Source organism: Faecalicatena sp., assembly GCF_058819085.1.
This window is the reverse complement of record NZ_JBZUUL010000045.1, coordinates 12,762-39,614: the sequence shown is the minus strand read 5'-3', so window position 1 is coordinate 39,614 and position 26,853 is coordinate 12,762. Positions and strand designations below refer to the sequence as shown.

Here is a 26,853-nt window from a genome sequence, read left to right as displayed (position 1 = left end):
ATCCAGGGACTGCGATGGCATAAATTGCTATTTTGTTAGCTGAAATATTGAATTTTCAAGGTGCGAAGCCCATTTGGGGTATGGGAAGTCTTAGTAAGTGAAATAAAATTATAAAAAGTATTAAAAAAATATAAACTGGACAGTGTGCACAAAAGTGGAAACCCGGATTTGGTGAAAAAAGCTATTGACTGGACAAATTTAACAATAAATAATCAATAAGTTGAAAGAAAACAGAAATATTCGACAAAAATTGCACCAAGTTTCCGGGCACAAGTGCAATTATATGATTTGTAAAAACGGCTGGACGGCAGATATAATAGGCTCAAACAGCAAAGAAAGGTGGTCAAATGTTTTTACCAAGAGAAAAGAAAATATTAAGTCTGCTCTTAAAAAATGAAAAGAAATTTACCACATCACAGATTGCTGCGGAACTAAAAGTAAGTCCCAGGACAATCAAGACGGATATCAAGAAGATCAATGAGGAATTGGAAAAGCATTCCTGTCTGATCCGGACAAAACAAGGTGTGGGACTCTGGCTCGACTATGATACGCAAGGGGAGCAGTTTTTAAAAACAGCACTTTATGAGGAGCAGGATTTTTATATTTCAGCAGAGGTCAGAAAGTACTATATTGCGGCAAAGCTTCTTAATAATATAGGGTATACATCTATGGAAGCTATGTCCAACATGTTTTTTGTAAGCAAGGGTACTGTAGTAAACGATCTGAATGAACTGGAAGACTTCTGGAAGAAATTCGGGATTACCTTTACGAAAAGAGTGAAATATGGGGTAAAAGCAGAAGGATCTGAAAGGCAGATCAGGTTAGCTTTGGTTGATGCCCTTAAAAAGGCAGCAGGCCGTCCCGGTAAGGCAGCGCTGGAAAAGATACAGCCGTTGTTTCAGCAGGTGGATCTGGTATCACTAAAGGAAGTGATCAAGGGGACAGAAAAAAGATTCCACTTTGTACTGACAGATATTTCATTTGATGAGTTTCTCCTTCAGCTGGCAGTTATGCTCCAGCGTATACAGACGGGCTGTCTGATCGAAAGGGAGATGGAAGTTTTTGCGGATATAGAAAGAAAAGAATGGTTTGTCAGTCAGTTTTTGAAGGAACAGGTGGCTGCGTATATACATATTGAAATGCCGGAAGAAGAGGTTTCGTATCTGATCTCTTGTCTGCAGGGGATGCGGTTTTTGATCCCAATGATGAAGGAACAGGATAAAGCAGGAATGCGTTCACGTGCTCCTGAGATGTTCGATTTTATGATGGAGACCTTAAAAGATCTGGATGAAAAGTATCATTTAGACCTGGAAGATGATGATGAACTGGCCTGTGCCATGTTTGATCATCTGGAATGTATGGTCCACAGGATTCAAAGTAAGATGTATCTGGCAAATCCCATTCTGGAATCTGTAAAAAAGGAAATGTTTTACGAGTATGAGATCGCTTCTTATTTAATAGCAAAGTTCAATTCACGCTATGAAATCGAAGCTGCTGAGGACGAGATCGGTTATATCACCTTCCACATCGGAGCATCCATTGAGCGGATGGCTCAGAAGAAAAAGAGAAACCTGTCAGCATCCATTGTATGCATGACAGGCGTAGGGACTTCGCAGTTTATTTCCGCGAAATTAAAAAGGATCTTTCCGAATCTGGAGATCAAAAAAATTGTTTCCGGAAATATGGCAGAAAACCTGACAGATGAGGATCAGGATTTCGTGATCTCTACGATCCCGCTTTACCTGGAGGGGATCGATGTTATACAGGTACTGCCTGTTTTGAATGAGGAGGATATACGCAGGGTCCAGAAGTATATCCATAAGAAGGAAAACAGACAGGATGAAGAAAAGTGTGTTTATTCTTATCTAAAAGGATTCTTGCATGAGGAAATTTCTATCTTGAATTGTGATCTGAAATCTAAAGAAGAGGTAATTGAACTCCTGGGAGGCAGGATGAGCCGGGAAGGGTATGTGGATGAGGGGTATGTGGCCTCCATCTTTGACAGGGAGAAGCTTTCCGATACATCCATAGGCAGTCTGATCGCAATCCCACATGCGTTTGAAGGACATATCATCAAACAAGGGATCGGGTTTATGACTTTACAGAAACCGATCATCTGGGGAAACGAAAAAGTGCAGATCATATTTATGCTCGCATTAAATGCAGATACAAGGAATCATTTCCAGGGAATCTTTGGAGAAATACTGGATCTGTCAAGAAATATAAAAGATATCGGGCAGGTATTAAAGGCGAGAAAATTCCATGAGATAGAGATATTTAAAAAGGGGTAGAAGTATAAAAAGATATAAAAAGAAAGGGAATTAGTTACATGAATATTACAGAAATGATCGACGAGAAATTAGTAAGCTTTGATTTTAATGCCAGGACAAAGGATGACGTGCTAAAGGGTCTTGGACAGATGATGTATGATGCAGGTAAAGTAAATGACCTGAACAAATATATAGAAGGACTTTACGAAAGAGAGGCCGAATTCTCGACAGGGGTAGGGAACGGCGTTGCAATCCCCCATTGCAAATCCGACTGCGTCAGAGAGGCAGCATTTACACTGGTCAAGCTAAAAAATCCGGTTGAATGGGAAACGCTGGATGGACGTCCGGTTGACTATGTGATCATGCTGGCCGCACCAAACACATCAGATAACGTACACTTGAAGATGCTTTCTAAATTAGCTGCGAATCTGATGGATGATGATTTCCGTGAATCACTAAAAAGTGCATCAACTGTCAAGGAGATCGAAGATTTATTTTCATCAAAAAAGGAGGAAGAGTAAGTATGTATATTCTGGGAGTTACAAGTTGTCCGGTAGGGATCGCACATACCTATATGGCAGCTTCGAATCTGGAAAAATGTGCCAAGAAAAAAGGGCTGGAGATTAAAATTGAGACCCAGGGCGCTACAGGCGTGGAAAACGAGATTACAAAAGAGGACTTAAAAAGAGCTGATGGTGTTATCGTTGCGAGTGATGTAAGGATCAAAAACAGTGAACGTTTTGATGACCTGCCGACATTGACGGTCGGCGTCAGCGAGGCGATCAAGGATGCGGATGGGATCATTGAAGAATTACTGGAGGCGTTAGAATAATGGCAGAGATAAAGAGAAAAACAAAAAAGAAAAGTCAGGGTGCATTTTTAAGAGATTCTATTATGACGGGCATATCCTACATGATTCCTGTAATCGTAGGAGCAGGTGTGATCCAGGCGATCGCAAAGGCAATGGGAGGATATGATATCGGAAACCATATGGACCAGATCGATACGCTGGCAAAGGCGATCATGCTTCTTGGACAGAATATGATGAACTTTGTAGTACCGGTCATCGCAGCGTTTATCGCTTATGCAATGGCTGACAAGCCGGGACTTGCGCCAGGTTTTGTAATGGGCGCTTTAGCAGGTGCGATCAATACAGGCTTCGTTGGCGGTGTTGTCGGCGGTATCATGGTTGGATACTTTGTACTGGCAGTTAAGAAGATTAAAGTCCCGAAAGCGATCCAGGGTATCATGCCGATCCTGATCATACCGGTGGTTACCACGTTAGTCTGCGGTCTGCTGATGTATTATGTGGTCGGTGTGCCGATCCGTCTGTTCATGGAATGGGTAACGGCCGGACTTACCTCCTTAAGCGGTGGTTCTAAGTTCATCCTCGGTGCAGTGATCGGTGCAATGATCTGCTTTGACCACGGCGGACCGATCAATAAAACAGCAGCTCTGTTCGTTAATGGACTGAATGCAGATGGTTTCTTAATTCCGACCTCCGCTAAAATGTGTGCAGGTATGACTTCTCCTCTGGGGATCGGTCTGGCTTGTTTCATCGGCGGGAAGAAGAAATTCACAGATGGTGAAAGAGAGCAGGCAAAGTCTTTATTCATCCTGTCCTGCTGTTACGTTCAGGAAGGGGTTATCCCGTTCCTGATGAAAGATCCGGTGCGTGTTGCGATCTCCTGTATGACAGGCGGCGCCATCACAGGCGGTTTATGTATGATCTCCGCACTGGAATCTCCGGCTGTTCACGGCGGTGCCTTCGTTATTGCTATGACATCTAATCCGCTGATGTTCATCGGATACTGGCTCTTAGGTGGATGTATCACAGGTGTTCTCTATGCCATCCTCAGAAAACCTCTGCCGGAAGGTTATGTGGAGAGCGAAGACGATACCGTTTCAATTATTTAGTACATTGTAAAACAGGAAAGGAAGAAGCTGATCCGGCTTTTTCCTTTCTATCGTACAGGGGATAGGAGATTCGAAAATATGTATGTATCAATGAAAGAAATGCTGCTTCATGCACATAAAAATCAGTATGCAGTTATGGCGATCAACTGCGTCAATATGGAACAGGCAAAAGCGATCATTCAATCAGCCGGGGAGGAGAAGTCAGCAGTCATTATTAATATTTCTCCGCGCCAGATGAAGGCTCACGGGCATGGGGACATCTTAGCCCCGATGATCAGGGGAATGGCGGAAAAGGTATCTGTTCCGGTCGCATTTAACTTAGATCACGGTGCGGATCTGGAAGATATCACAAATGCGATGAAATATGGTTTTTCCAGTGTCATGATCGATTCCTCCAGCTATGAGTTCGAGGAAAATGTAAGAAGGACACAGCTGGTTGCATCTCTTGCTCACGGCATGGGACTTTCCTGTGAGGCCGAGCTGGGACATGTGGGAATGGCGAAGGAAGCGGATAACGAGAAGGTGGATCTGTACACAGATCCTCAGCAGGCAAAAGAGTTTGTAGAGAGGACCGGCTGTGACTGTCTGGCAGTGGCGATCGGTACGGCTCATGGCAGCTATCCGAAGGGATTTGTTCCGAAGCTTGACTTTGAAAGGCTCAAGGTATTAAAGGAAACTCTTAAGATGCCCCTTGTTCTTCACGGTGGTTCCGGTGCAGGTGAGGAAAATATCAGGAAAGCGGTGGCATGTGGGATCAATAAAATCAATGTCTGCACAGATCTGTTTAAACATGCGAGGCTCGCTACGGCAAAGGCGCTGGAAGAAAACCCGGAGATCGACTATATGGATCTGTGTATTGCAGCACAGAATGCAATGAAGGAGTTTATCAAGGCATACATGAGAGTGATCGGTTCCAGCGGCAGATATGATTTTGATAAATATCAGGGACCGGAGTTTGACTGATGAGATAAGAAAGTGAGGTGGGAGTATGGATGCATGGCTTGATCTGCTGCCGGGGCTTCTTCTGGCGGCTGGGATCATTCTGTTTATCAAAGGTGTAAGCGGCTGGTATATGTTTAGCAGAAGTATTTACAAAGAGATCTATTCGAATTATCTGGAATATGTGATGAGGAAGAAGAGTCTGTCTAAGCTTTCAGAAAGCTATTTTCTGGACTCCCGCCTGGGAAAACACAGGATCTATTATCAACTGGCAGCTGCCAAGGGGGAAAAGACACCTCAGGCTTATGTGGTACTGATCCTGTCCAGCGGTCTGTATCTGATGGACATTAAGAAACAGACCGGAGAGATTGGGGCGTCTGCAAAGGGAGGCTTTAAGTATGAAATGGTTGTCAAACCCTTGCAGGGGAGATACTAAAGGCCGAGCGTAAGGAAAGACCTGTTTTTAGGAAAAATGAGGTGTAGATCATGTTAGCAGGAAAAGATGTATGGAACATATGGTTTCAGAGAGAGATGAAAGAAAAAACGATCGGGGACCGTTCGGTTTATACATTTTCAGATATGAAGAACAGTTTTTATGAGATGTTGGAAGAAACGGCAGCAAGATATCCGGACAAGAAAGGGCTTTGTGACAATTGGAACCATAGCTTTACATACCGGGAGTTCTTACATATGGTGGACAGCATGGCGGCATATATGAAAGAAGTGCTGCATGTGGAGAAGAGAAGCCATGTGGGTCTGCTTTTAAATAATGGGATTGAGTTTGCAGTGTCCTTTTATGCCGTTTGCAAACTGGGGGCAGTCGCAGTTCCTTTTCCGACGAAATACAGGGAGCCAGAGGTTCTGGCACTGGTGGAAAAGGCGGATCTTCACTGTATCCTGGTAAGTGAGGATTACGGGAACTGGACGCATGCATATGAGGAGATGGGGATCGTTGTTGTATTGACCAGGCAGGAGGAGAGCGGGTATGGATTTCGTTACCTAAAGCTTCCTGATCCGGCACCCCTAAAAGGCTGCGGAAGGCCGGGGGATGAAGTGATCTTAATGTTTACGTCCGGGACCACTTCTGCAAGCAAAGGGGTCGTACTGAAAAATTATAATGTGACACATGCTGTGATGGTGTATCAGCGGCTTTTAGAGGTTGGGGAGGACGATAAGACGATTATTCCGGTGCCGGTCTATCATATTACCGGATTGGCTGCGCTCTTAGGCTTGTTTGTCTATATCGGCGGAACGATCTATCTATATAAACGTTACGATGCAAAACGGATCCTGGAGGGCGTCATGGAGCATGGGATCACATTCATGCATGGTTCTCCTACGGTATTTTCCCTGCTTCTTGACTATCAGGAGGAATTTCCAAGGCTTCCCAGTATCCGCACCCTGGCCTGCGGCAGCAGCTATATGCCTGTGGAGACTATGAAGAGGCTGCACCGATGGATGCCGGAAATGAAATTCCAGAATGTTTATGGTATGACGGAGACGGCTTCTCCGGGAACGATCTTCCCCTATGATGCGGCAACCAGCATTTATCCGGGCTCTTCGGGAAAGCCGGTTCCGGGGCTTATGGTCAGGATCCTGGATGAGGAAGAAAATGAGGTGCCGGACGGAACAGTCGGAACCATTTATTTCAAAGGTGCAAATATCTGTGAGTACTATTATAAGCAGAAGACCCCGCTGATCACGGAGGATGGCTGGCTGAATACTGGCGATATGGGATATATAAATGAAGATTCGTACGTCTTTATCGTAGACCGGAAAAAGGACATGATCAACAGGGGCGGAGAGAAGATCTGGTGTACGGATGTAGAGGATGAGATCATTTCCCTGAGAGGCGTAAAAGATGCAGCCGTTGTAGGGATCCCGGATGATATATATGGAGAAGTGGCAGCGGCGGCAGTGGTACTGGAGGAGGGCAGTGTCATGACGGAGGAAACATTGAAAAAGAAGCTGATGAGCAGGCTGGCGAGGTTCAAGATTCCTGAAAAGGTGATTTTTCTGGATGCCATTCCCAAGACACCGGGGTTAAAGACGGATAAGAAAACAATCAGGACAATGTTTGAGAAAGGAATTTGATCATATGCTGAAAGCAAATTTTATCAGTGCGAAAGAGGCTGCAGCGAGAGTGAAGGACGGGGATACTGTCTGCACCATAGCCATGACACTTGTAAGCGCGAGTGAATCTATTTTGAAAGAGCTTGAGTCCGCCTTTTTACATACAGGTCATCCCAGGGATCTGACACTTCTGCATTCCTGCGGACAGAGTGACAGGAAAGACGGGATACAGCATCTTGCACATGAGGGGATGGTCACAAGGATCATCGGTTCCCACTGGGGTCTGCAGCCGAGGTGGATGGAAATGATCGCAGAGAGCAGGGTGGAGGCATACTGCCTTCCCCAGGGACAGATCGCCCAGCTATACAGGAGTATGGCCTGCGGGCTGCCCGGTAAAATGTCCAGGGTGGGGCTGGGAACTTTTATCGATCCGCGTATCGAGGGCGGTAAGATGAATGAACGTACGAAGCCTATGCCGGATATCGTGGATATCATGGAGTATAACGGTGAGGAGTATATGTTTTATAAAGAAATCCCCATCGATGTCTGTATCATCCGCGGTACAACGTGTGATGAGATGGGGAACCTGACGACGACAGAGGAGGCGATGAAGCTGGAAGTTCTTCCGGCGGTTCTGGCGGCAAAGCGCTATGGCGGCAGAGTGATCGCCCAGGTGAAACAGGTGGTACAGACAGGAACAATCAATCCGAAAGAGGTTACGGTTCCGGGCGTATTTATCGATGATATTGTAGTTTGCGAGAATCCGATGGAGGACCACAGGCAGACATCTTCCTGGTATTTTGATCCGTCTTACTGCGGACAGGCCAGGGTGCCGCAGGGGAATATTCCGCCTGCACCGTTTAGTGAGAGGAAGTTTATTGCCAGGCGCGGGGCACAGGAGCTGTACCAGGGGGCAGTCGTCAATCTGGGAACAGGAATTCCAAATGATATGGTAGGGAAGGTGTGCAACGAGGAAGGTGTTTCCGATGATATTATGATCACGGTCGAATCCGGTATCTATGGAGGAGTTCAGGCAGGCGGGATTGATTTTGGGATCGGTCAGAATCTGTATGCCATGATTGGACATCATGAGCAGATGGATTATTATAATGGGGCAGGTGTGGATATTACTTATATGGGATTAGGCGAGCTGGGAGAGGACGGAAGTGTCAATTCTACCAAAATGGGACCTCGCTGTACCGGAGCCGGAGGCTTTATCGATATTACACAGAATGCCAAGAAAGTCGTTTTCCTGGGAACTTTCACAGCAAGCGGTGCACAATATGAGTTTACGGACGGAAAGCTTACGATCCTTAAGGAGGGCAGGATCCGGAAGATGGTTAAGAAGGTGGCCCAACTTTCATTTAACGGCCCGATGGCCCGTAAAAAGGGGCAGGAGGTTTTGATCATTACGGAAAGAGCGGTGTTTAGGCTTGTGAAAGAAGGAGTGGAGCTGATCGAGATAGCGCCGGGAATCGATCTTAAGACACAGGTTTTAGAACAGATGAACTTTGAACCGATCATCAGCCCGGAACTCAAATTGATGGATGAAAGGCTGTTTGTGAAGGATGGGGCCTTTGGATTGAGGCTTAAGGAGAAGGCATAAAGGGATAGAAAGAAAAGAGTAGAAAAAAGGCTAAGAGGAAAAGGCATAAAAATAAGAAAATAGACAGCAAATCTATGACAGTATATATCAGAAAAAATAGTAAAAAGATTTATAGAAAAAGTAGGAAAGAGGTATTTTATCATGAAAATAGCTGTGATCGGAGCAGGATTAATGGGAAGCGGCATCGCACAGACCTGTGCACAGGCCGGATATGAGGTGAAGAACATAGATGTATTTGAGCCTGCGATCGAAAAGGCAAAGGCAAATATCGAAAAGCTGTTTGCGAAGAAGATCGCAAAGGGAAGCATGACAGAGGAGCAGAAGGACGAGATCTTCGCAAGAATGTCATACAGCAGCAACATGGCGGATGTAAAAGGCGCAGAGATCATCATCGAGGCTGTGCCGGAGAAGATCGAGTTAAAGAAATCCGTGTTCGGACAGGTTGACCAGGCGGCAGACCCGGAGGCGGTCATCGTATCCAACACCTCGGGCCTGAGCATCTCCGAGATGGCGGCAGTAACAGGCCGGCCCCATAAAGTGATGGGAGTCCACTTCTTCTACCCGGCTCCGGTTATGAGGCTGGTGGAGCTGGTCCGCGGCATCGCGACAGACGATGATACCTACGAGAAAGTCAGGGAGTTTGCTCTTGGCATCGGGAAAACCGTGGTGGATGCCCCGGAATATCCGGGCTTCATCGTGAACCGGATCTTAGTCCCCATGCAGAATGAAGCAGCATTCATGGTCATGGAGGGATGCAGGCCCGAGGATGTGGATGCAGCCATGAAACTGGGAGCGAACCATCCCATGGGACCGTTGGAGCTGACCGACTTTGTAGGGATCGACGTCATGCTGGCAACCATGACCGGCCTGTATAACGGATTTCATGACAGCAAGTACAGACCGTGCCCGCTGCTTGAGACAATGGTGAAAGCCGGGCATCTGGGACGAAAAACAGGACAGGGATTTTACAAATACGACAAATAAGACAGAATATTCTGAAAATGGACTGCAAAGGGGCCTGACCCCTTGCATATCCGCAAAAGAGAGGAGAATGAATCATGAGAGATGTAGTAGTAGTTAGCGGTGTCAGGCTTCCGGTGGGAAGCTTTGGAGGAAGCTTAAAGGATATATCAGCCATCGACATGGGAGCAATGGTTGTAAAAGAGGCAGTGAACCGTGCAGGGATCCAGCCGTCAGATGTGGATGAGGTCATCATCGGCCAGGTTGGCGAGGTGGCAGAGAACGGATTCGTGGCAAGGGCCATCAGCCTGAAAGCGGGAATGCCCAAGGAGACAACGGCATACTCAGTCAACCGCCAGTGCGGCTCCAGCCTCCAGTCCATCGCAGGGGCAGTGATGGAGATCCAGACAGGACAGGCAGATGTTGTGGTTGCAGGCGGTGCGGAGAGCATCTCACAGCTTCCTTACTATATTAAAGATGCGCGCTGGGGAGCAAGAATGGGACATAAGACCTTTGAGGACGGCGTCATCGATATCCTGACCTGGCCGCTGGACGGAAACCACAATGGTGTGACAGCAGAAAATGTTGCCACAAAATACAATGTATCCAGGGATGAGCAGGATGAGTTCGCACTGCGCAGCCATCAGAGGGCATGTGCAGCGATCAGGGATGGGAAGTTCAGGGATGAGATCCTTCCGGTGGAATTAAAGGACAGAAAGGGAAATGTGACTGTATTTGATACGGACGAAGGCCCGAGAGACGGACAGACCATTGAAAAGCTTGCAAAGCTGCGTCCATGCTTTGTAAAGGACGGAACTGTCACAGCAGGAAATTCCTCCAGCTTAAATGACGGTGCAGCAGCAGTCGTTGTGATGGCAAGGGAAAAAGCAGAGGAGCTGGGTGTCGTTCCGAAGCTGAAGATTGAGGGCTATGCAGTAGCCGGATTCGATGCTGAACTGATGGGATATTCCCCGAAATTCTCCAGTGAAAAGCTGGCAGAGAAGCTGGGACTGGATCTGAAAGAGATCGATATGTTTGAGATCAACGAGGCATTCGCAAGCCAGGCATATGCAGTCAGCAGAGACCTGGGATTAGATCCGGAAAAGGTGAATATCTACGGCGGAGGAATCTCCATTGGCCATCCAATCGGTGCGACCGGTGCAGTCCTGACGGTAAAGGTATTATATGAATTGATGCGTACAGATAAGAAGGATGCCATGATCAGCATGTGCATCGGCGGAGGACAGGGGATCTCCATGTACTTTACAAAGTGCTGATCCACAGATCACTTTCTAAAATAAACTATGAATCATAAGAGGCAGAGCTTTAGCGACATATTTTTGAAAGGGCGTAAGCTCCCCTTTCTTCTTAAAAACACCCCCCGGATGGCAAGAGCCATTTCCGGGGGATAGTTTTTAAGCCACCTTTTCAAACCGTTTTAAACTGATAAAATAGCTGATCAGAAGCATCACCACATCAAAACAGCCTGCAATCAGATAAAGCCAGACTCTTTTCATAGAAGTAAGCTGTGTCAGTAGATTCAACCAGTTATGTTTGAACAAAATCGTAAACAGCAATATCCCGCCTGCCAGGCAGACTATGGAGACCAGATAAAAAACCAGGGTTGCATTGAGCCCATCTATAACCACACCGACCTTTTGCTTGATCTCCTTTTCACCTTCCAGATAATCCCTGCCGAGTATCTGTATACTGCCGCTGTCGGGCGTTACCATATTCAGAACGGTGGAGATCGTAGTCGTCTTCCCGGCTCCGTTTTCCCCGATCAGACCACAAATAGCTCCTCTGGGAATCTGAAAGGAAATATCATCCAGTGTAAAATCCTTATACTTTTTGATCAGATGGCTGACACTTAGAATACTATCCATGAATTAGACCTCCTTATAGAGTAATGTTAAAATATTGACCAGCTGTGACAGCGGGATGCCATTGCGTTTTGCAATGTCGGCGGCCTCACCAAGCTTTTCCTCGGCAATGCGGAGCTCTTCTTCCCGCAAAAAATCCCGGTTCTGTGCAGCGACAAAGGTTCCTTTCCCGGCAATTGTCTCAATAAAACCGTCACGCTGCAGATCCTCATAGGCATGCTGGGCAGTGATGACACTGATATGCAGGCTCTTTGCCAGACTGCGCATAGAAGGGAGCGCATCTCCGGTCTTTAGCTCATTGCTCATGATCATGCCTTTGATCTGGGTCGTGATCTGCTCATAGATCGGTTTGCTGCTGCTGTTGCTGAGTATGATTTCCAAAATATCACCACCTTTTTGGTATATTCAGGTGTACATATTGTACTTATACTGTGCTTATTTGATAAGTACAGTATAACAGAGTTATTATTTTTGTCAATAGCATAATGAATATTTTGGAAAAACATAGAGATACTAACCATTAAAATTCGGAAAGCCATACGAATCATATCAATAAAATGTAAGCGGCACGAATAAGAGTAATAACAGCAAACGCAATATAAATAATTGAAATGAGGGAATAAGATGAATCAAGTAATGGGCAGTCAGAGCATCAGCTTTGGAGAATCTCCTTATCTGATCAGCAGCGGTTCCGTCGTGGGGAGCAAGGAAGCAGAAGGGCCGCTTGCAAAATTATTTGACATGACGAATCAGGATGACCTGTTTGGGGCTAAGACATGGGAAGAAGCAGAGAGTAATATGCAGAAGGAGGCCTGTGTGCTTGCGCTTGGAAAGGCACATGTAACGCCGGAAAAGGTACGTTTTCTGTTTGGCGGAGATCTTCTTCGGCAGGGGATCGCCACATCCATGGGTGTGGAGGCGCTTCAGATTCCGATCTTCGGCCTGTACGGGGCATGTTCTACTTCCGGCGAGGCACTGGCGTTAAGCGCCATGAGCGTGGCGGCAGGATACGGAGACTATATGCTGGCTGTGACATCCAGCCATTTCGGAAGTGCAGAGAAAGAATTCCGGTTTCCACTCGGCTATGCGAGTCAACGGCCCCTGTCAGCACATTGGACGGTAACGGGCAGCGGTGCTTTTTTAGTAGGGACACAGAAAAGCCATATCAGGATCAGCGGAGTGACTGTGGGCAAGATCGTTGACTATGGTCTGAAGGATTCCCAGAATATGGGAGCATGCATGGCTCCGGCGGCGACGGACACGATCATACAAAACCTGAAAGATTTCGGAAGAAAGATAGAAGACTACGACAGAATCGTAACGGGAGACCTGGGATATGTGGGACAGGATATCCTCTTTGACCTGATGCAGGGCAAGGGGTATGATATCAAAACGAAGCATATGGACTGTGGGATGACGATTTTCGACCAGAAGGGACAGGACACCCATGCCGGAGGAAGCGGCTGCGGCTGCGCAGCAGTGACACTGGCGGCGTATATTCTGCCCAAGATCAAAAAAGGCGAGTGGAAGCGGGTGCTGTTTGTACCGACAGGGGCCTTGATGTCTACTGTCAGCTTTAATGAGGGGGCAAGTGTTCCGGGGATCGCTCATGCGATCGTGTTAGAGCACTGCTGATAAAGGAGGAGTTTTATGATGGATTATATAAATGCATTCTGGATCGGGGGAGCCATCTGCGCGATCGTACAGATCCTTCTGGACCGTACAAAATTAATGCCCGGGCGGATCATGGTACTTCTGGTCTGTTCCGGTGCGGTATTGGGATTCTGCAATATCTATGAACCATTTATGAAGTTCGCAGGAGCGGGTGCAAGTGTGCCGCTGCTTGGCTTCGGCAACCTGCTGTGGCAGGGAGTGAAAAAAGCGGTAAATGAAAATGGGTTCCTGGGGATCTTTATGGGAGGTTTTACGGCCAGTGCTGTGGGGATCTCAGCGGCCCTGATCTTTGGTTATCTGGCATCCTTCATTTTTGAGCCAAGGATGAAAAAATAAGGAATAAAAGTGGATTACTTAACTGTTCAGGACAAAGAATGTGAATAATTTCGTTGTTCTGAACAGTTTCCTATGTATAGAAACTGTAAAATATGAGCAAAAATTCTGTTGTTTTTTGCGGATGTAAATGTTATCGTAATAGTACGGGACTTTTGGCCCGAAAGTAAAAAAGCGCCCACATTAAAGGGGTGGAGAACAGACAACAGGCCAATTTTTGGGCGGCGTGATTACATAAGCTTGAAGAGGTCTGGAATTACTGTATATTATAGGAGGAGGCGTATGAATTACGTAAGCATTATTATCCCTTTTGTCGGGGGCCTTGGTATGTTCATATACGGCATGCAGATCATGGCCCAGGGACTGGAGAATGCAGCCGGCAGCAAGATGAAGACATTATTGGAGGCATTGACAAAGAATAAGTTTTTCGGTGTCCTGCTTGGAGCCTTTATCACGGCTGTGATCCAGAGTTCATCCGCGACGACAGTCATGGTCGTTGGTTTTGTCAATGCAGGGATCATGAATCTGACCCAGGCGATGGGAGTTATCATGGGTGCCAATATCGGTACCACCGTAACCGGCTGGCTCGTTTCCAGTGTGGAGTGGGCGAAGTTCTTAAGCCCGGGGAATCTGGCACCGATCGCGATCATGCTCGGTGTGATCGTGATGTTGACTGGAACTAGGCGTTCCACAAAAGATGTATCCAGTATTATCATTGGATTCGGTCTTTTATTTGTAGGAATCACTACCATGTCATCTGCAGTTGCACCGCTTCAGGAATCAGAAGGATTCCGCAACATTTTTGTCACGCTGGGACATAACCCGTTCCTGGGAATCATAGCGGGTGCGGTCGTAACGGCCATCATCCAGAGTTCCTCAGCGTCAGTAGGTATTCTGCAGAGTCTGGCGGCAGCGGGTCTGGTTCCGTTTAATGCGGCAGTGTACATTATCATGGGACAGAATATCGGTACTTGTGTGACCGCGATCATGTCCAGTATCGGTGCGAAGAAGACAGCAAAGACAGCAGCAGTAATGCACCTCTTATTTAATATTATAGGAACAATCCTGTTCAGTATCGTAGCCATAGTATTTTTCAAGGTCATCTATCCGAATGCAGGCGGCGGGACGATCACGCAGACAGAGATCAGTACCGTGCATACGATCTTCAATATCGGAACAACGATACTTCTCTTCCCGGTATCTGACCTGATCATCAAGCTGGCGAAGAAGCTGGAGAAGGAAGACGCAAAAGAAGTGGACGAAAGCAAAGTTCTTCTGGACGACAGAATGCTGGAGACACCGAGTATCGCGCTGCAGTCAACAGTCAGCGAGGTGGTCCGCATGGGGAATATCGTAAAGGCTACCCTGGACAAGTCTAAGAGAGTTATGTTTACAAAGGACTATCAGGAGATCCTGGACATTAAGGAAGAAGAGAGCACCGTGGACAGGCTGTGCAGCGGCATCACAGATTATGTGATCAAGATCAGTTCCCTCTCCATCAATGAGAAGGAACATCAGCATGTGGCAAGCCTTTTGCAGATCATTTCTGATATCGAGCGTATCAGCGATTACTGTGAAAATATTTCCGAATTTGCGGAGACCCTGCAGGAGCGCAAAGCACAATTCTCTGAGACAGGAACCGTAGAGATGAAGGAGATGATCGATGTCTGTGCAGACAGCTTCATCTATGCGATCGAAGCCTTTGAGGAGAACAGCAAGGAAAAGGCCATGAAGGTAATCGAGAAAGAAAGCCAGGCCGATGATCTGGAGATCCGGCTTCGTACAGAGCATATGAAGAGACTGGCAAGCAACCAGTGTAATACAGATGCGGGAATCGTATATCTGGATGCACTTGTATGTCTGGAGCGTATCTCTGACCACTCACGTAATATTGCGGAGGAAGTGCTGACAGTCGCAAATTAGTGTTTTATAATGTGAAAAAAGTAAAAATAGGAGAGGGTGTGGCCAGAATTGGTCACACCCTCTTTCAACATTAAATGTTTACAGTTATTCTCTGATTTTACATACATTTAACATTCTCCCATTTCTGAATTTAACATTCCCCCTTTATGATGACAACTGTGAAGAAAAGATAGCAATGAAAAACCAGGGCCGGCATCTGTCCGCCCAATATCCGGAAGTAAAGGAGATTTGTAAAATGAGAATGAAAAAGTTTATTGCAGTTTTATCTATGATCAGTATGTTTACGATCGCAGCGACAGGCTGCGGAAATAATGCATCCGATGACAAGAGCGCAGATGCAGCGGCAGATACAAAGACAGTGCAGACAGATTGGGACAGCTCCAATGACATCACGATCGTATCCCGTGAGGATGGTTCAGGCACAAGAGGCGCATTTATCGAGCTGTTTGGCATCGAGGAAAAGAACGGGGACGAGAAGATCGATATGACCACCCAGGAGGCACAGATCACAAATAACACGTCTGTTATGATGACAACGGTGGCTGGGGATGAGTATGCGATTGGATACATTTCCCTGGGGTCACTGGATGACAGTGTAAAGGCAGTGAAGATCGATGGCGCCCAGGCAGCTGCTGAGAATGTAAAATCAGGAGAGTATAAGGTATCCCGGCCTTTCAACATTGCAACCAAAGAAGAGATGGACAATGAGGCAGCAAAGGATTTTGTCAGCTTTATCATGAGTGAGGAAGGGCAGAAGGTAGTGGAAGAAAATCACTACATCGCCGTTGACGATGTGAAGCCTTTTGAGGGGACGAATCCATCAGGAAAAGTAGTGGTAGGCGGTTCCTCCTCTATCTCCCCGGTGATGGAGAAACTGATCGAGGCATACAAGGCAGTTAATCCGAATGTTGAGATCGAGCTTCAGACCACAGATTCCACCACAGGAATGACCTCTGTCATTGACGGCAGCTATGATATTGGTATGGCTTCCAGAGAATTGAAAGATACAGAATTGTCAGAGGGGCTGCAGGCATCTGTGATCGCCACAGACGGAATCGCAGTCATTGTGAACAAGAATAGTACAGTAGATGAACTGAGCAGCGAGCAGGTCAGATCCATTTATACCGGTGAAGCGCTCACCTGGGATGAGGTAATCGAATAAATGAAAACGAAAGCATATGATTTCAGCAGTCCTGTGAAGCCTGTTTCAAAAGAGAAGGTTCAAACGAGAAGACATGCAAAGGGCTGGAGCGAAAAAATTATGCAGGGAGTGTTCTTCATTGCCGCCTGTGCGTCTGTACTGGCGGTAGCTCTCATTTGCATCTTCCTGTTTGCGAATGGGATCCCTGCGATCAGAGAGATCGGTTTTGTCAAATTTTTATCCGGCGAAATGTGGAGGCCGAACAATGATATTTACGGGATCCTTCCGATGATCGTCGGCAGCATTTATGTAACGGCAGGTGCCATTGTGGTGGGAGTTCCGATCGGAATCCTGACCTCTGTATTTATGGCAGTGTACTGTCCGAAAAAAATCTACAGACCGTTAAAGGGAGCCACAGAGCTTCTGGCAGGAATTCCTTCGGTTGTGTACGGATTCTTCGGCCTGGTCGTACTCGTACCGTGGGTACGGGAGCTTGGCAGAACACTCAGGCAGCTTGGCTTAGTAAGGAGCAGTGGAAACGGTAACAGCATTCTGACGGCTTCCCTGCTCTTAGGAATGATGATCCTTCCAACGGTCATTGGTGTGACTGAGTCCGCGATCCGCTCTGTTCCGGCGCAGTATTATGAGGGGGCGCTGGCACTCGGTGCAACGAGGGAACGAAGCATTTTCAGAGTGATCATTCCGGCCGCCAAGTCCGGCGTGATCGCAGGGATCGTTCTGGGAATCGGGCGGGCCATCGGCGAGACCATGGCGGTGATCATGGTGGCCGGAAACCAGGCAAGGATGCCTGCGGGTCTGCTCAAAGGGGTAAGAACCCTGACGGCCAACATCGTGATTGAGATGGGATATGCGGCGGAGCTGCACAGGGAGGCATTGATCGCAACAGGTGTTGTTCTGTTTGTATTTATCCTGATCATTAATTTCTGCGTGGCATTGTTAAACGGGAGGGCGAATCGTGAGTAATCAAACAACATTTAGTCAAACCTTGAAAAACTATTTCAGGCATCCGGGATCTTTTCTTATGATGCTGCTGGTTTTCATCGGGACAGTCATGACCTTTACGGTCCTGCTTTTCCTGCTTGGTTATATATTAGTGAATGGGATACCCTATATCCGGCCGTCCTTGTTTGCGTTTACCTATACATCGGACAATGCTTCTTTGATGCCGGCACTGGTCAATACGATTTCCATGACCCTTTTATCCCTCGTGATCGCGGTGCCGCTGGGGATATTTGCCGCCATTTTTCTTGTAGAATATGCAAAACGGGGCAATAAATTCATGAGCGTGATCCGGCTGACAACAGAGACACTTTCCGGGATACCTTCGATTGTATATGGGCTGTTCGGTCTTCTCTTTTTTGTCAACACCCTGGGATGGGGCTTCTCCCTGCTGGCAGGGGCATTTACCCTGGCGATCATGATCCTTCCTTTGATCATGCGCACCACAGAGGAGGCATTAAAAGCGGTTCCGGATTCCTTTCGGGAGGGCAGCTTTGGGCTTGGTGCAGGGAAGCTTCGTACGGTGTTTCGTATTGTCCTGCCATCCGCAGTTCCCGGGATTCTGGCAGGAGTTATTCTGGCGGTAGGACGTATTGTGGGTGAGACAGCGGCGCTGATCTATACGGCCGGAACCGTGGCCAATATACCGGAGAGCGTGATGGGGTCTGGGAGGACACTTGCTGTCCATATGTATAATCTGGCGAGTGAGGGCCTGTATATGGATCAGGCCTATGCAACTGCCGTTGTTCTGCTTCTGCTGGTCGTAGGGATCAACACCCTGTCCGGTGTGATCGCAAAAAGACTGGCTAAGGCATAGGCAGCAGGAACGATAAAAAGTATCGATGAAATAATATTAACCACAAAGGGGTTCGCCTTATCAAAGAAAGCAGCGAAGGAAATTAAAAATATCCACACTGCTTTACAAAAAACAGAGAAAGGAATCACAGGATGGGAAAGATAAGCATTAGGAATCTGGATTTATATTATGATGATTTTAAGGCCCTCAGGGAGATTAACCTGGACATAGAGCCGAATAAGATCACGGCCTTCATCGGCCCCAGCGGCTGTGGAAAATCGACGCTGCTGAAATCCATCAACCGTATGAATGACCTGGTGGAGGGCTGCCGGATCGAGGGAGAGATCCTTTTAGACGGGGAAAATATTTTCAAAGGAATGGACGTCAATCTGCTGCGCAAGCGGGTCGGCATGGTGTTTCAGAAACCGAATCCATTCCCCATGAGCATTTATGACAACATTGCGTTCGGACCAAGGACTCACGGTATCCGTTCCAAATCCAGGCTGGATGATATTGTGGAGAGATCTCTGCGCAGTGCGGCAATATGGGATGAGTGTAAAGACCGGCTGAAAAAAAGCGCCCTCGGGATGTCCGGCGGACAGCAGCAGCGTCTCTGCATTGCCCGGGCACTTGCCGTGGAGCCGGAGGTCCTTTTGATGGATGAGCCGACGTCGGCGCTGGATCCGATCTCCACGTCGAAGATAGAAGACCTTGCGATGGAATTGAAAAAAGATTATACTATTGTCATGGTAACGCATAATATGCAGCAGGCTGTGCGTATCTCCGACAATACCGCATTTTTCCTTCTTGGCGAGGTCGTAGAATACAATGATACAGAAAAACTATTTTCTATTCCGGCAGATAAGCGGACAGAGGATTATATTACAGGGAGGTTTGGTTAAGAGATGCGGAATCGGTTTGATATGCAGTTACAGGTATTGGATGAGCAGCTTACCCATATGGGAGAGCTGTGTGAAATTGCCATCGCAAGGGCAACACAGGCCTTAAAAGAAGGGAATCCGGACCAGGCGAGAGCGGTCATGGCGGCGGATGAGGAGATCGACCAGATGGAGAAGGATATCGAGAGGATGTGTTTAAAGCTTCTCCTCCAGCAGCAGCCGGTGGCGAAGGATCTGCGAAGGATATCGGCGGCGCTCAAGATGATCACGGATATGGAGCGGATCGGCGACCAGACAGCGGATATCGCAGAGATTGTCATTTCCTCCGGGAACCATTCACCCGTGGATATCAAGGAGATCGGCACGATGGCAGCGTCTGTCAGTAAGATGGTGCGTGACAGCGTGAACGCTTATGTGGCGAAGAACCTGGAGCTGGCGAAGAATGTGATGGACGCGGACGATGGGGTTGATCGTTTATTCGATACGATCCGCGATGAACTGATCGCATATATCCGTGCAGAAAAGGGCCAGAACGGGAACCGGATCTTCGATCTGATCATGGTGACCAAGTATCTGGAGAGGATCGGCGATCATGCGACCAATATCGCAGAATGGGTAGAATTTTCCATTACCGGAGTTCATAAAAACGGGGCTGCAGTCTAGAAAAGGAGTAATCAGATGATATACTGCGTAGAAGATGACGATAATATCCGGGAGCTTGTGATATATACACTGGAGACAACCGGGCTTAAGGCGCGGGGATTTGCGGAAGGCAGTGCTTTTATGGAGGCTTTGGCGTTTGAAACGCCGGAGCTTATTTTGCTTGATATCATGCTTCCCGGGGAAGACGGGCTTGCCATCTTAAAACGGCTCAAAGGCTCTGCGAAGACGAAGGAGATCCCGGTCATTATGGTGACTGCAAAAGGGGCAGAGTATGACAAAGTGATCGGCCTGGATTCCGGGGCAGACGATTATGTGACCAAGCCCTTTGGGATGATGGAGCTGGTATCCAGGATCAAAGCAGTCTTAAGGCGTGTCGGGAAGTCTGCGGATAAGGAGGATATGAGCGCGTCAGGGGTGCATGTCAATGTTTTAAAACATGAGGTGACCGTGGATGGGACCCCTGTCACTCTGACATTGAAGGAATTCGAGCTGTTAGAGCGGCTGATGAGAAACCGGAATATTGTTCTAACCAGGGATCAGCTCCTGGAAGATATCTGGGGCTATGATTTTGACGGCGAGACCAGGACCGTGGATGTTCATGTCAGGACACTTAGGCAGAAGCTGGGCGAAAAAGGGGATATTATTGAGACTGTCAGAGGGGTGGGCTACCGGATAGGAGGGAAGCATGAGAACTAGGATCCAGAAGAGCATGGTATTCGTGCTTTCTATTACACTGCTGATTTCCTATGTACTGATGACGGTGGTTGTATACAACCAGAACTTAAATCTTCTAAAACGGGAGGTCAGGCAGGAGGCGCGTTATATCAGGACGGCGATCAACATTTCCGGAGCGGCTTACTTAGAACAGATGGACAGCGTAGATGTGAGGACTCGTGTGACGCGGATCGATACGGACGGTAATGTTCTCTACGATTCCGGCGGGGATGAGGTGATCCTGGATAACCACAAAGCCCGGGAAGAGGTAAAAGAGGCGATGGAGCAGGGATACGGAGAAGATATCCGCATGTCCGGCACGCTGCGCAAAGAGATGTACTACTATGCGCTGCTTCTGGAGGACGGGAGTATCCTGCGTGTGGCAAAGACCAGAGATAATCTGGTCAGCACTGCGCTGAATGTCCTGCCGCTCATGGCAGCGCTCACGGCCGCCATGCTTCTTTTGGCCTGGCTGATGTCAAAGTGGCAGACGGCACGGCTGATCAAACCCATCAATGAACTGGACCTGGAGCATCCCTTAGACAGCGATGTCTACCCCGAGCTTACGCCGCTTCTTAAGGCGATCGACGAGCAGAACAAGGCAAAGGATGCGGTTGCGAACATGAGGAAGGAGTTTTCCGCAAATGTTTCCCACGAGTTGAAGACCCCTCTGACGTCTATTTCCGGTTATGCCGAGATCATGAAAAATGGTCTGGTCAGACAGGAGGATATCCCGGGGTTTTCAGAGCGCATTTATAAAGAAGCGAAGCGTCTGATCACATTGATCGAGGATATCATCAAACTGTCCCGCTTGGATGAGGAATCTGTGGAATTAGAAAAGGAAGATGTTGATCTCTATGCACTGGGCCGGGAGATCGTGAGCAGGCTTTCGATGCAGGCAGACGTAAGGAATGTGCAGATCACAATAGAGGGGGAGCCTGTCATTTATCGTGGAATCCGTCAGATCCTGGATGAAATGATCTATAATGTGTGTGAAAATGCGGTGAAATACAATGTCCCCCAAGGAAACGTCTCTGTATGGGTGGGAAACACACTGGAAGGCCCCAAGGTGAGTGTATCAGATACCGGGATCGGTATTCCAAAGGAGCACCAGGAGCGGATCTTTGAGCGCTTTTACCGTGTGGACAAAAGCCATTCCAAGGAGCATGGCGGGACCGGACTGGGTCTGTCCATTGTCAAGCATGGAGCACTGCTGCACGGCGCTAAAGTAACGGTAGAGAGCGAACCGGGAAAGGGCACCCGGATGGAAATTAAGTTCTAACATATTAAATTTCTATGGTAATTATTAAAAAAGTATAAATTTTATCATTGTAAAACCACTTTTTTTGGAATATACTAAGAAAAGTGGTTTTTTATTATTGTCACGCGGTAAAGTGATACAAAACAAAAGGAGAACGTCCAAATGACAGCAGAGGAATTACTGGAAAAACTATTGGAATCTTATCAGTCAGCATTTGATATCACACGTCCTTATGAAACGGAGAAAAACAAGTATGATGCATATGCGGCTTTCAATGTGACAAGTGCGAAGTACGTCCTTGTGAAAAAGGCAGAGCTGTGGAGGGCCGACTGCTTTGAACATGTGTTTTTTATGCGCAGGGACAGATTGTCGCCGGACGATCTTGACACCTTCCATAAGGACCTGGAAGCGTTTATTGAGCCGAAGCTTGTAAGAGACGGAGAAAAATGTACACCTGAAAATCACATGTATACATATATCACAGGAATTTTTATATGTGAGGGAGGGCTCTTGGAAGAGGGCAAAAAGGCGGTGGAAAGATTCCGGTATTTTAAAAATTACCGGTTTGGCCTTCGGGGCTATTGCGAAGGCAGGCTTCTGGTTTTTGATATGAAGGATCACAAGATAGTCGGGAATAAGGCGGCAAAAGAACTGGTGAAAGGATATACAAAGGCATTTCAGCCTTTTTATATACAATAACTGTTCAGAACAATGAGCAGTTACAGAATAACTACTACTAACTTAAAAAGGAGTGAATTCAATGAATGCAGTAGTAATTTTATTAGCAGGGATCCTGATCCTGGTCGTTGCCTATGTAACATACGGCAAGTGGCTGGCAGGACAGTGGGGAGTGGACCCGTCGAGGAAGACTCCGGCGCATGAAATGGAGGACGGAATGGATTACTGTCCGGCAAAGGCGCCAGTATTAATGGGACATCATTTTTCATCTATCGCAGGGGCAGGCCCGATCAACGGACCGATCCAGGCAGCAGTTTTCGGATGGGTTCCGGTACTTTTGTGGGTACTGATCGGAGGAATCTTCTTCGGTGCAGTCCATGATTTCGGAGCATTGTTTGCATCCATCCGTCATAAAGGACAGTCCATCGGTGAGGTAATCGCAGATACCATGGGAACAAAGTCAAAGAAGATTTTCATTATCTTCTCTTATCTGACACTGCTCCTTGTTGTTGCAGCATTTGCTTCAATCGTTGCTAACACATTTATGGCTACATATACGGAAAGCGGTGCGGTTGATTATGCGGCTTCTGCAGCAAATGCATCAACGGCCATGATTTCTATTTTATTCATCGTGATCTCAGTGGTATTCGGTTTTCTGGTATATAGAAAGAATGCATCACTGGGAGTATCAACGGTAGTGGGTGTCATCGCCATCGCTGCCTGCATGGTGATCGGATTGAACTGGCATCCGCTGTATCTGAACAATAAGACCTGGATGCTCATCGTAGGAGTTTATATCCTGGTTGCATCTGTGACACCGGTATGGATTCTGCTTCAGCCGCGTGATTATTTAAGTTCCTTCTTACTTTACTTTATGATGGCCGTGGCTGTTGTCGGAGTCATCGGAGCAGGACTTACAGGAAATGCAAGCCTTGATATCCCTGCATTTACAGGCTTCAAGGATACACTGATGCCGACCGGAACCTCTCTTGGATACATGTTCCCGGCACTGTTCATCACCATTGCCTGTGGCGCGATCTCAGGCTTCCATTCTCTGGTTGGCTCAGGTACAACGGCGAAGCAGCTGAACAGCGAGAAGGATGCCCGTCCGATCGCATACGGCGGTATGCTGATCGAGTGTGCGCTTGCCATCATTTCACTGTGTGCAGTAGGATATGTGTGGAAAAATTATTCCGCAGGGGAACTGGTCGTTCCGACCAATGTATTTGCAACCGGTATCTCCAAGATGACTTCCACGATTCCGTTCTTAAAGGGAGCAGAAAGTGTGATCTTCTCCATGCTGGTGCTTGCAGTTTCCGCATTTTGCCTGACATCACTGGATACGGCAACCCGTCTTGCCCGCTATATGTTCCAGGAATTCTGGCTGGAGCCGGGAGAAGAGATTAAGACGGTGACAGGATATAAGAAGGTACTGACCAATCCATATGTGGCAACCGTTATTACGGTAGTATTAGGTATCGCTCTCGGTATGACGGGCTATGCAAATGTATGGCCGCTGTTCGGCGCTGCCAACCAGCTGCTTGCGGCACTTGGTCTTCTGGCAGTTGCTACATGGCTTGGAAAAGTCGGAAAGAACAACAAAATGTTCCTTCTTCCGATGGCATTCATGCTGATCGTGACGATCACATCACTCTGCCTGACCATTAAGTCCAATTTTGCCGGAATCATGGCAGGGGCAGCAGGTCTGACATGGTGTTATGTTCGTCTGGTGATCAGTATTCTGCTGATCGTGCTTGCGGTAGTGCTTGCGATTGACGGAGTTAAGACACTAAAGGGACAGAAAAAGGCAGCTTAAATAGAGGTTTGAAATATAGAAAAGCAGGAGATCATTCGATGGTTTCCTGCTTTTTCTAAATTTACATTGTGGTTTTTGGTGAGAGTGGATATAATGAAGCTAGTACTGCAGAGAGTGCAGTGATCGTATGGAGAGAACAGTATCGATCGGAAATTAGAAGAAACGTTAAATTTATAGACTTTTTGGGGAGGTCATATGTTAGAGGAAAAGGCGCAGATGCGAGAGGTACTGGACCTGGCAATGAATATGGGCCGGGTCCTTTTAAAGAACGGGGCGGAAATTTTTCGTGTGGAGGAGACGATCGACCACGTTTGCAGACGTTATGAGATTAAAGATGTGGAATCCTTTGTGATGAGCAATGGGATATTTATTACAGCACAAGATGAGGAAGAGGATATTTATGCGAAGGTAAAACACATTCCCCTCTCGGGATTTCATCTGGGAATCGTGACGGAGGTGAACGATCTGTCGCGAGAAATTTCCGCAGGCAGGATCGGATTAGAAGATGCAAGAGCACGTCTTAATGAGATTGAGGCGATGCCGCCGAAACGCGGCCGGTTCCGTGTATTTGCGGCCGGGATAGGGAGCGGATGCTTTTGTTATCTTCTGCAGGGGAATATATGGGAAAGTCTGATGGCAGTCATGATTGGCTGTCTTCTCTATGTATTTGTTATTTTTGCAGAGAGACACAAACTGACAAAGGTTTTGATCAATATTGTAGGAGGCGGGCTGATCACTATCGCGGCACTTCTGATGATCCAGGTACCCTGGCCTTTCCCGGCCCGGATCGACAAGATCATTATAGGCTCTATCATGCCTCTGGTTCCCGGAGTCGCATTTGTCAATGCGATCCGTGATATTGCCAATAGCGACTTTATTGCCGGTATCGTAAGGATTCTGGATGCACTGCTTGTGTTTGTCTATATTGCGATCGGTGTTGGTTTTATACTTGGAAGTTTTCATAAATTGACAGGAGGTGCATGGTTATGATCGGATATGTGATCGCAAATATGTTCTGTTCCTTTTTGGGAACGATTGCCTTTTCAGTCCTGTTCAATGTACCGAGGAGATTCTATTTAAGCTGCGGACTGACTGGCATGGCAGGATGGCTCTGCTACCTGATCAGTATCAATGTGGCATCCGTTTCCACATCCGCATTTCTTGGAACAGTGCTGGTCGTTCTGCTGTCCAGAATACTTGCTGTGTGGAAAAAGTGTCCTATCACGGTGTTCCTTGTATCCGGAATCTTCCCGCTTATTCCCGGGGCGGCAGTTTACTACACCGTTTATAATATGGTGCAGGGCAATCTGGGGGAGGCTGCAAACCGTGGGATCGGGGCAGTCAAGGTTGCCTTTGCCATCGTACTGGGAATCATTTTTGTGGTCTCCATCCCAAAGCAGTGGTTTAAGGTGGACTATTGGCGCAGGAGATTTCTGGGAGCCTCTGAAAACTCAGATCTATAAGCCCTGGAAAAGGTGGAATAATCGTGAAACCCACTGGCAAAACAGGCCTGTGTGATCGGCATCCCGCCTACGATCAATTCCCTGGCATGCAAAAGACGGCGGTAAGTGATATAATTCCCGATAGTATATCCCGTCTCCGCCTTAAAAAGCCGCATCATGTAATACTTGCTGATATAGAATGCCTTTGCCAGAGAATCGATATCCAGGTTTTCGGTAAGATGGGTGTTAATATACTGCATGATATCCACGACTTTTGTATGATACGATTCCGTATCCAAAAATTCGACGTGGTTCTTGATCGCTGCACGGTTTAACTGGATCATAAACTCTAAAAAGAGGATCTGCCGATACAGGCTGCTGGCATATTCATTGTCATTAAAAGAACGCTCCAGCCGGTTCGTGATCTTGAAAAGAGAACTCTTTTCAAGAGAATGAATCCTAAGAACATTGGAGTGTTCTTTTTTTGCTTTTTCAAAACAATAGTTCAGATCATATTCTGACGTCCTATAATCCTCCATAAATCCGGGCGAGATATAGACGATGATCCGCTCATAGGGGGTAGTATTGTCAACCTGGATCCGGTGGATGTCGTTGCGGTTTACCAGAACGATATCGTAAGGCTGCAGCTCGTAGGATTTACCCTCTATGATATACTGTACATTTCCTTTGATAAAAATAGTAATTTTGTGAAAGTCATGGTAATGAAAATCAAATTCTTTGGAAACAGTATCTTTTATATGGAAGATACGGAAATCACTGTTCAGGTAGCCCCGTTTATTATATTGTTCCATTTTTACGCTCCTTTCTGAGGTGACAGTAAACCC

The 26,853-nt window shown here is 47.1% G+C and carries 27 protein-coding genes; 24 read left to right on the top strand and 3 right to left on the bottom strand.

Annotated elements, in window-relative coordinates; all coding sequences use genetic code 11:
• Nucleotides 1–347: 347 nt before the first annotated feature.
• From AC4OGX_RS20055 to AC4OGX_RS20010, 10 genes are all read left to right on the top strand, one after another.
• A complete protein-coding gene (locus tag AC4OGX_RS20055) occupies nucleotides 348–2,291 on the top strand; it encodes a BglG family transcription antiterminator (RefSeq protein WP_493332565.1) in 1,944 nt (647 codons plus the stop codon).
• Between the two features lie 38 nt (nucleotides 2,292–2,329).
• Entirely contained in the window at nucleotides 2,330–2,791 is a 462-nt protein-coding gene (locus tag AC4OGX_RS20050; RefSeq protein ID WP_493332564.1) for a PTS sugar transporter subunit IIA, read from the top strand.
• 2 nt (nucleotides 2,792–2,793) lie between these two features.
• Nucleotides 2,794–3,102 (top strand): PTS fructose transporter subunit IIB, encoded by a 309-nt coding sequence (locus AC4OGX_RS20045; RefSeq protein ID WP_493332563.1) that lies wholly within the window; start codon nucleotides 2,794–2,796, stop codon nucleotides 3,100–3,102.
• Nucleotides 3,102–4,187 (top strand): PTS fructose transporter subunit IIC, encoded by a 1,086-nt coding sequence (locus tag AC4OGX_RS20040; RefSeq protein ID WP_493332561.1) that lies wholly within the window; start codon nucleotides 3,102–3,104, stop codon nucleotides 4,185–4,187. Before AC4OGX_RS20045 ends, AC4OGX_RS20040 begins: the two co-directional genes overlap by 1 nt.
• Before the next feature lie 78 nt (nucleotides 4,188–4,265).
• Nucleotides 4,266–5,150 (top strand): class II fructose-bisphosphate aldolase, encoded by an 885-nt coding sequence (locus AC4OGX_RS20035; RefSeq protein ID WP_493332560.1) that lies wholly within the window; start codon nucleotides 4,266–4,268, stop codon nucleotides 5,148–5,150.
• Between the two features lie 25 nt (nucleotides 5,151–5,175).
• Nucleotides 5,176–5,562 carry a hypothetical protein gene (locus AC4OGX_RS20030; protein ID WP_493332559.1) on the top strand — a complete coding sequence of 129 codons (387 nt, stop codon included), beginning with the start codon at nucleotides 5,176–5,178 and terminating at the stop codon, nucleotides 5,560–5,562.
• A gap of 50 nt (nucleotides 5,563–5,612) precedes the next feature.
• Complete coding sequence (locus AC4OGX_RS20025) at nucleotides 5,613–7,220, top strand: class I adenylate-forming enzyme family protein (RefSeq protein WP_493332558.1); 1,608 nt, start codon at nucleotides 5,613–5,615, stop codon at nucleotides 7,218–7,220.
• A gap of 4 nt (nucleotides 7,221–7,224) precedes the next feature.
• Entirely contained in the window at nucleotides 7,225–8,805 is a 1,581-nt protein-coding gene (locus AC4OGX_RS20020; protein ID WP_493332556.1) for an acyl CoA:acetate/3-ketoacid CoA transferase, read from the top strand.
• Between the two features lie 141 nt (nucleotides 8,806–8,946).
• A complete protein-coding gene (locus AC4OGX_RS20015; RefSeq protein WP_493332554.1) occupies nucleotides 8,947–9,789 on the top strand; it encodes a 3-hydroxyacyl-CoA dehydrogenase family protein in 843 nt (280 codons plus the stop codon).
• Between the two features lie 74 nt (nucleotides 9,790–9,863).
• On the top strand, nucleotides 9,864–11,042 hold the full coding sequence (locus AC4OGX_RS20010; RefSeq protein WP_493332553.1) for a thiolase family protein: 1,179 nt from the start codon (nucleotides 9,864–9,866) through the stop codon (nucleotides 11,040–11,042).
• A 138-nt stretch (nucleotides 11,043–11,180) separates the two neighbouring features.
• Here AC4OGX_RS20010 and AC4OGX_RS20005 read toward each other — a convergent pair whose 3' ends face one another.
• Complete coding sequence (locus tag AC4OGX_RS20005) at nucleotides 11,181–11,651, bottom strand: ATP-binding cassette domain-containing protein (protein WP_493332551.1); 471 nt, start codon at nucleotides 11,649–11,651, stop codon at nucleotides 11,181–11,183.
• A gap of 3 nt (nucleotides 11,652–11,654) precedes the next feature.
• Nucleotides 11,655–12,029 (bottom strand): GntR family transcriptional regulator, encoded by a 375-nt coding sequence (locus AC4OGX_RS20000; RefSeq protein ID WP_493332550.1) that lies wholly within the window; start codon nucleotides 12,027–12,029, stop codon nucleotides 11,655–11,657.
• A gap of 243 nt (nucleotides 12,030–12,272) precedes the next feature.
• Here AC4OGX_RS20000 and spoVAD point away from each other — a divergent pair, with 243 nt between their 5' ends.
• The 14 genes from spoVAD to AC4OGX_RS19930 all read left to right on the top strand — a co-directional run bounded on the left by spoVAD (nucleotide 12,273) and on the right by AC4OGX_RS19930 (nucleotide 26,029).
• A complete protein-coding gene (gene spoVAD, locus AC4OGX_RS19995) occupies nucleotides 12,273–13,283 on the top strand; it encodes a stage V sporulation protein AD (RefSeq protein ID WP_493332548.1) in 1,011 nt (336 codons plus the stop codon).
• A gap of 18 nt (nucleotides 13,284–13,301) precedes the next feature.
• Nucleotides 13,302–13,658: a stage V sporulation protein AE gene (gene spoVAE, locus AC4OGX_RS19990; protein WP_493332568.1), complete on the top strand. Its 357-nt coding sequence runs from the start codon at nucleotides 13,302–13,304 to the stop codon at nucleotides 13,656–13,658.
• Nucleotides 13,659–13,937: 279 nt separating this feature from the next.
• A complete protein-coding gene (locus tag AC4OGX_RS19985) occupies nucleotides 13,938–15,578 on the top strand; it encodes a Na/Pi cotransporter family protein (RefSeq protein ID WP_493332547.1) in 1,641 nt (546 codons plus the stop codon).
• Nucleotides 15,579–15,813: 235 nt separating this feature from the next.
• Complete coding sequence (locus AC4OGX_RS19980; protein WP_493332546.1) at nucleotides 15,814–16,740, top strand: substrate-binding domain-containing protein; 927 nt, start codon at nucleotides 15,814–15,816, stop codon at nucleotides 16,738–16,740.
• A gap of 99 nt (nucleotides 16,741–16,839) precedes the next feature.
• Complete coding sequence (gene pstC / locus AC4OGX_RS19975; protein ID WP_493332566.1) at nucleotides 16,840–17,703, top strand: phosphate ABC transporter permease subunit PstC; 864 nt, start codon at nucleotides 16,840–16,842, stop codon at nucleotides 17,701–17,703.
• Complete coding sequence (gene pstA / locus AC4OGX_RS19970) at nucleotides 17,696–18,556, top strand: phosphate ABC transporter permease PstA (protein WP_493332544.1); 861 nt, start codon at nucleotides 17,696–17,698, stop codon at nucleotides 18,554–18,556. Before pstC ends, pstA begins: the two co-directional genes overlap by 8 nt.
• A gap of 131 nt (nucleotides 18,557–18,687) precedes the next feature.
• On the top strand, nucleotides 18,688–19,437 hold the full coding sequence (gene pstB / locus AC4OGX_RS19965) for a phosphate ABC transporter ATP-binding protein PstB (protein ID WP_493332543.1): 750 nt from the start codon (nucleotides 18,688–18,690) through the stop codon (nucleotides 19,435–19,437).
• A gap of 3 nt (nucleotides 19,438–19,440) precedes the next feature.
• Complete coding sequence (gene phoU / locus AC4OGX_RS19960; protein ID WP_493332541.1) at nucleotides 19,441–20,097, top strand: phosphate signaling complex protein PhoU; 657 nt, start codon at nucleotides 19,441–19,443, stop codon at nucleotides 20,095–20,097.
• 15 nt (nucleotides 20,098–20,112) lie between these two features.
• On the top strand, nucleotides 20,113–20,793 hold the full coding sequence (locus tag AC4OGX_RS19955; protein ID WP_493332540.1) for a winged helix-turn-helix domain-containing protein: 681 nt from the start codon (nucleotides 20,113–20,115) through the stop codon (nucleotides 20,791–20,793).
• Nucleotides 20,783–22,093 carry a sensor histidine kinase gene (locus AC4OGX_RS19950; protein ID WP_493332539.1) on the top strand — a complete coding sequence of 437 codons (1,311 nt, stop codon included), beginning with the start codon at nucleotides 20,783–20,785 and terminating at the stop codon, nucleotides 22,091–22,093. The genes AC4OGX_RS19955 and AC4OGX_RS19950 overlap by 11 nt, the downstream gene beginning before the upstream one ends.
• Nucleotides 22,094–22,234: 141 nt before the next feature.
• A complete protein-coding gene (locus AC4OGX_RS19945) occupies nucleotides 22,235–22,771 on the top strand; it encodes a DUF8052 family protein (RefSeq protein ID WP_493332537.1) in 537 nt (178 codons plus the stop codon).
• 61 nt (nucleotides 22,772–22,832) lie between these two features.
• Nucleotides 22,833–24,566, top strand: a complete 1,734-nt coding sequence (locus AC4OGX_RS19940; RefSeq protein WP_493332536.1) for a carbon starvation CstA family protein — start codon at nucleotides 22,833–22,835, stop codon at nucleotides 24,564–24,566.
• Nucleotides 24,567–24,761: 195 nt separating this feature from the next.
• Nucleotides 24,762–25,556, top strand: a complete 795-nt coding sequence (locus AC4OGX_RS19935; RefSeq protein WP_493332535.1) for a threonine/serine exporter family protein — start codon at nucleotides 24,762–24,764, stop codon at nucleotides 25,554–25,556.
• On the top strand, nucleotides 25,553–26,029 hold the full coding sequence (locus AC4OGX_RS19930) for a threonine/serine exporter family protein (protein ID WP_493332534.1): 477 nt from the start codon (nucleotides 25,553–25,555) through the stop codon (nucleotides 26,027–26,029). Before AC4OGX_RS19935 ends, AC4OGX_RS19930 begins: the two co-directional genes overlap by 4 nt.
• Here the strand turns inward: AC4OGX_RS19930 and AC4OGX_RS19925 are convergent.
• Complete coding sequence (locus AC4OGX_RS19925; protein WP_493332533.1) at nucleotides 25,981–26,820, bottom strand: helix-turn-helix domain-containing protein; 840 nt, start codon at nucleotides 26,818–26,820, stop codon at nucleotides 25,981–25,983. The genes AC4OGX_RS19930 and AC4OGX_RS19925 overlap by 49 nt on opposite strands.
• Nucleotides 26,821–26,853: the final 33 nt, after the last annotated feature.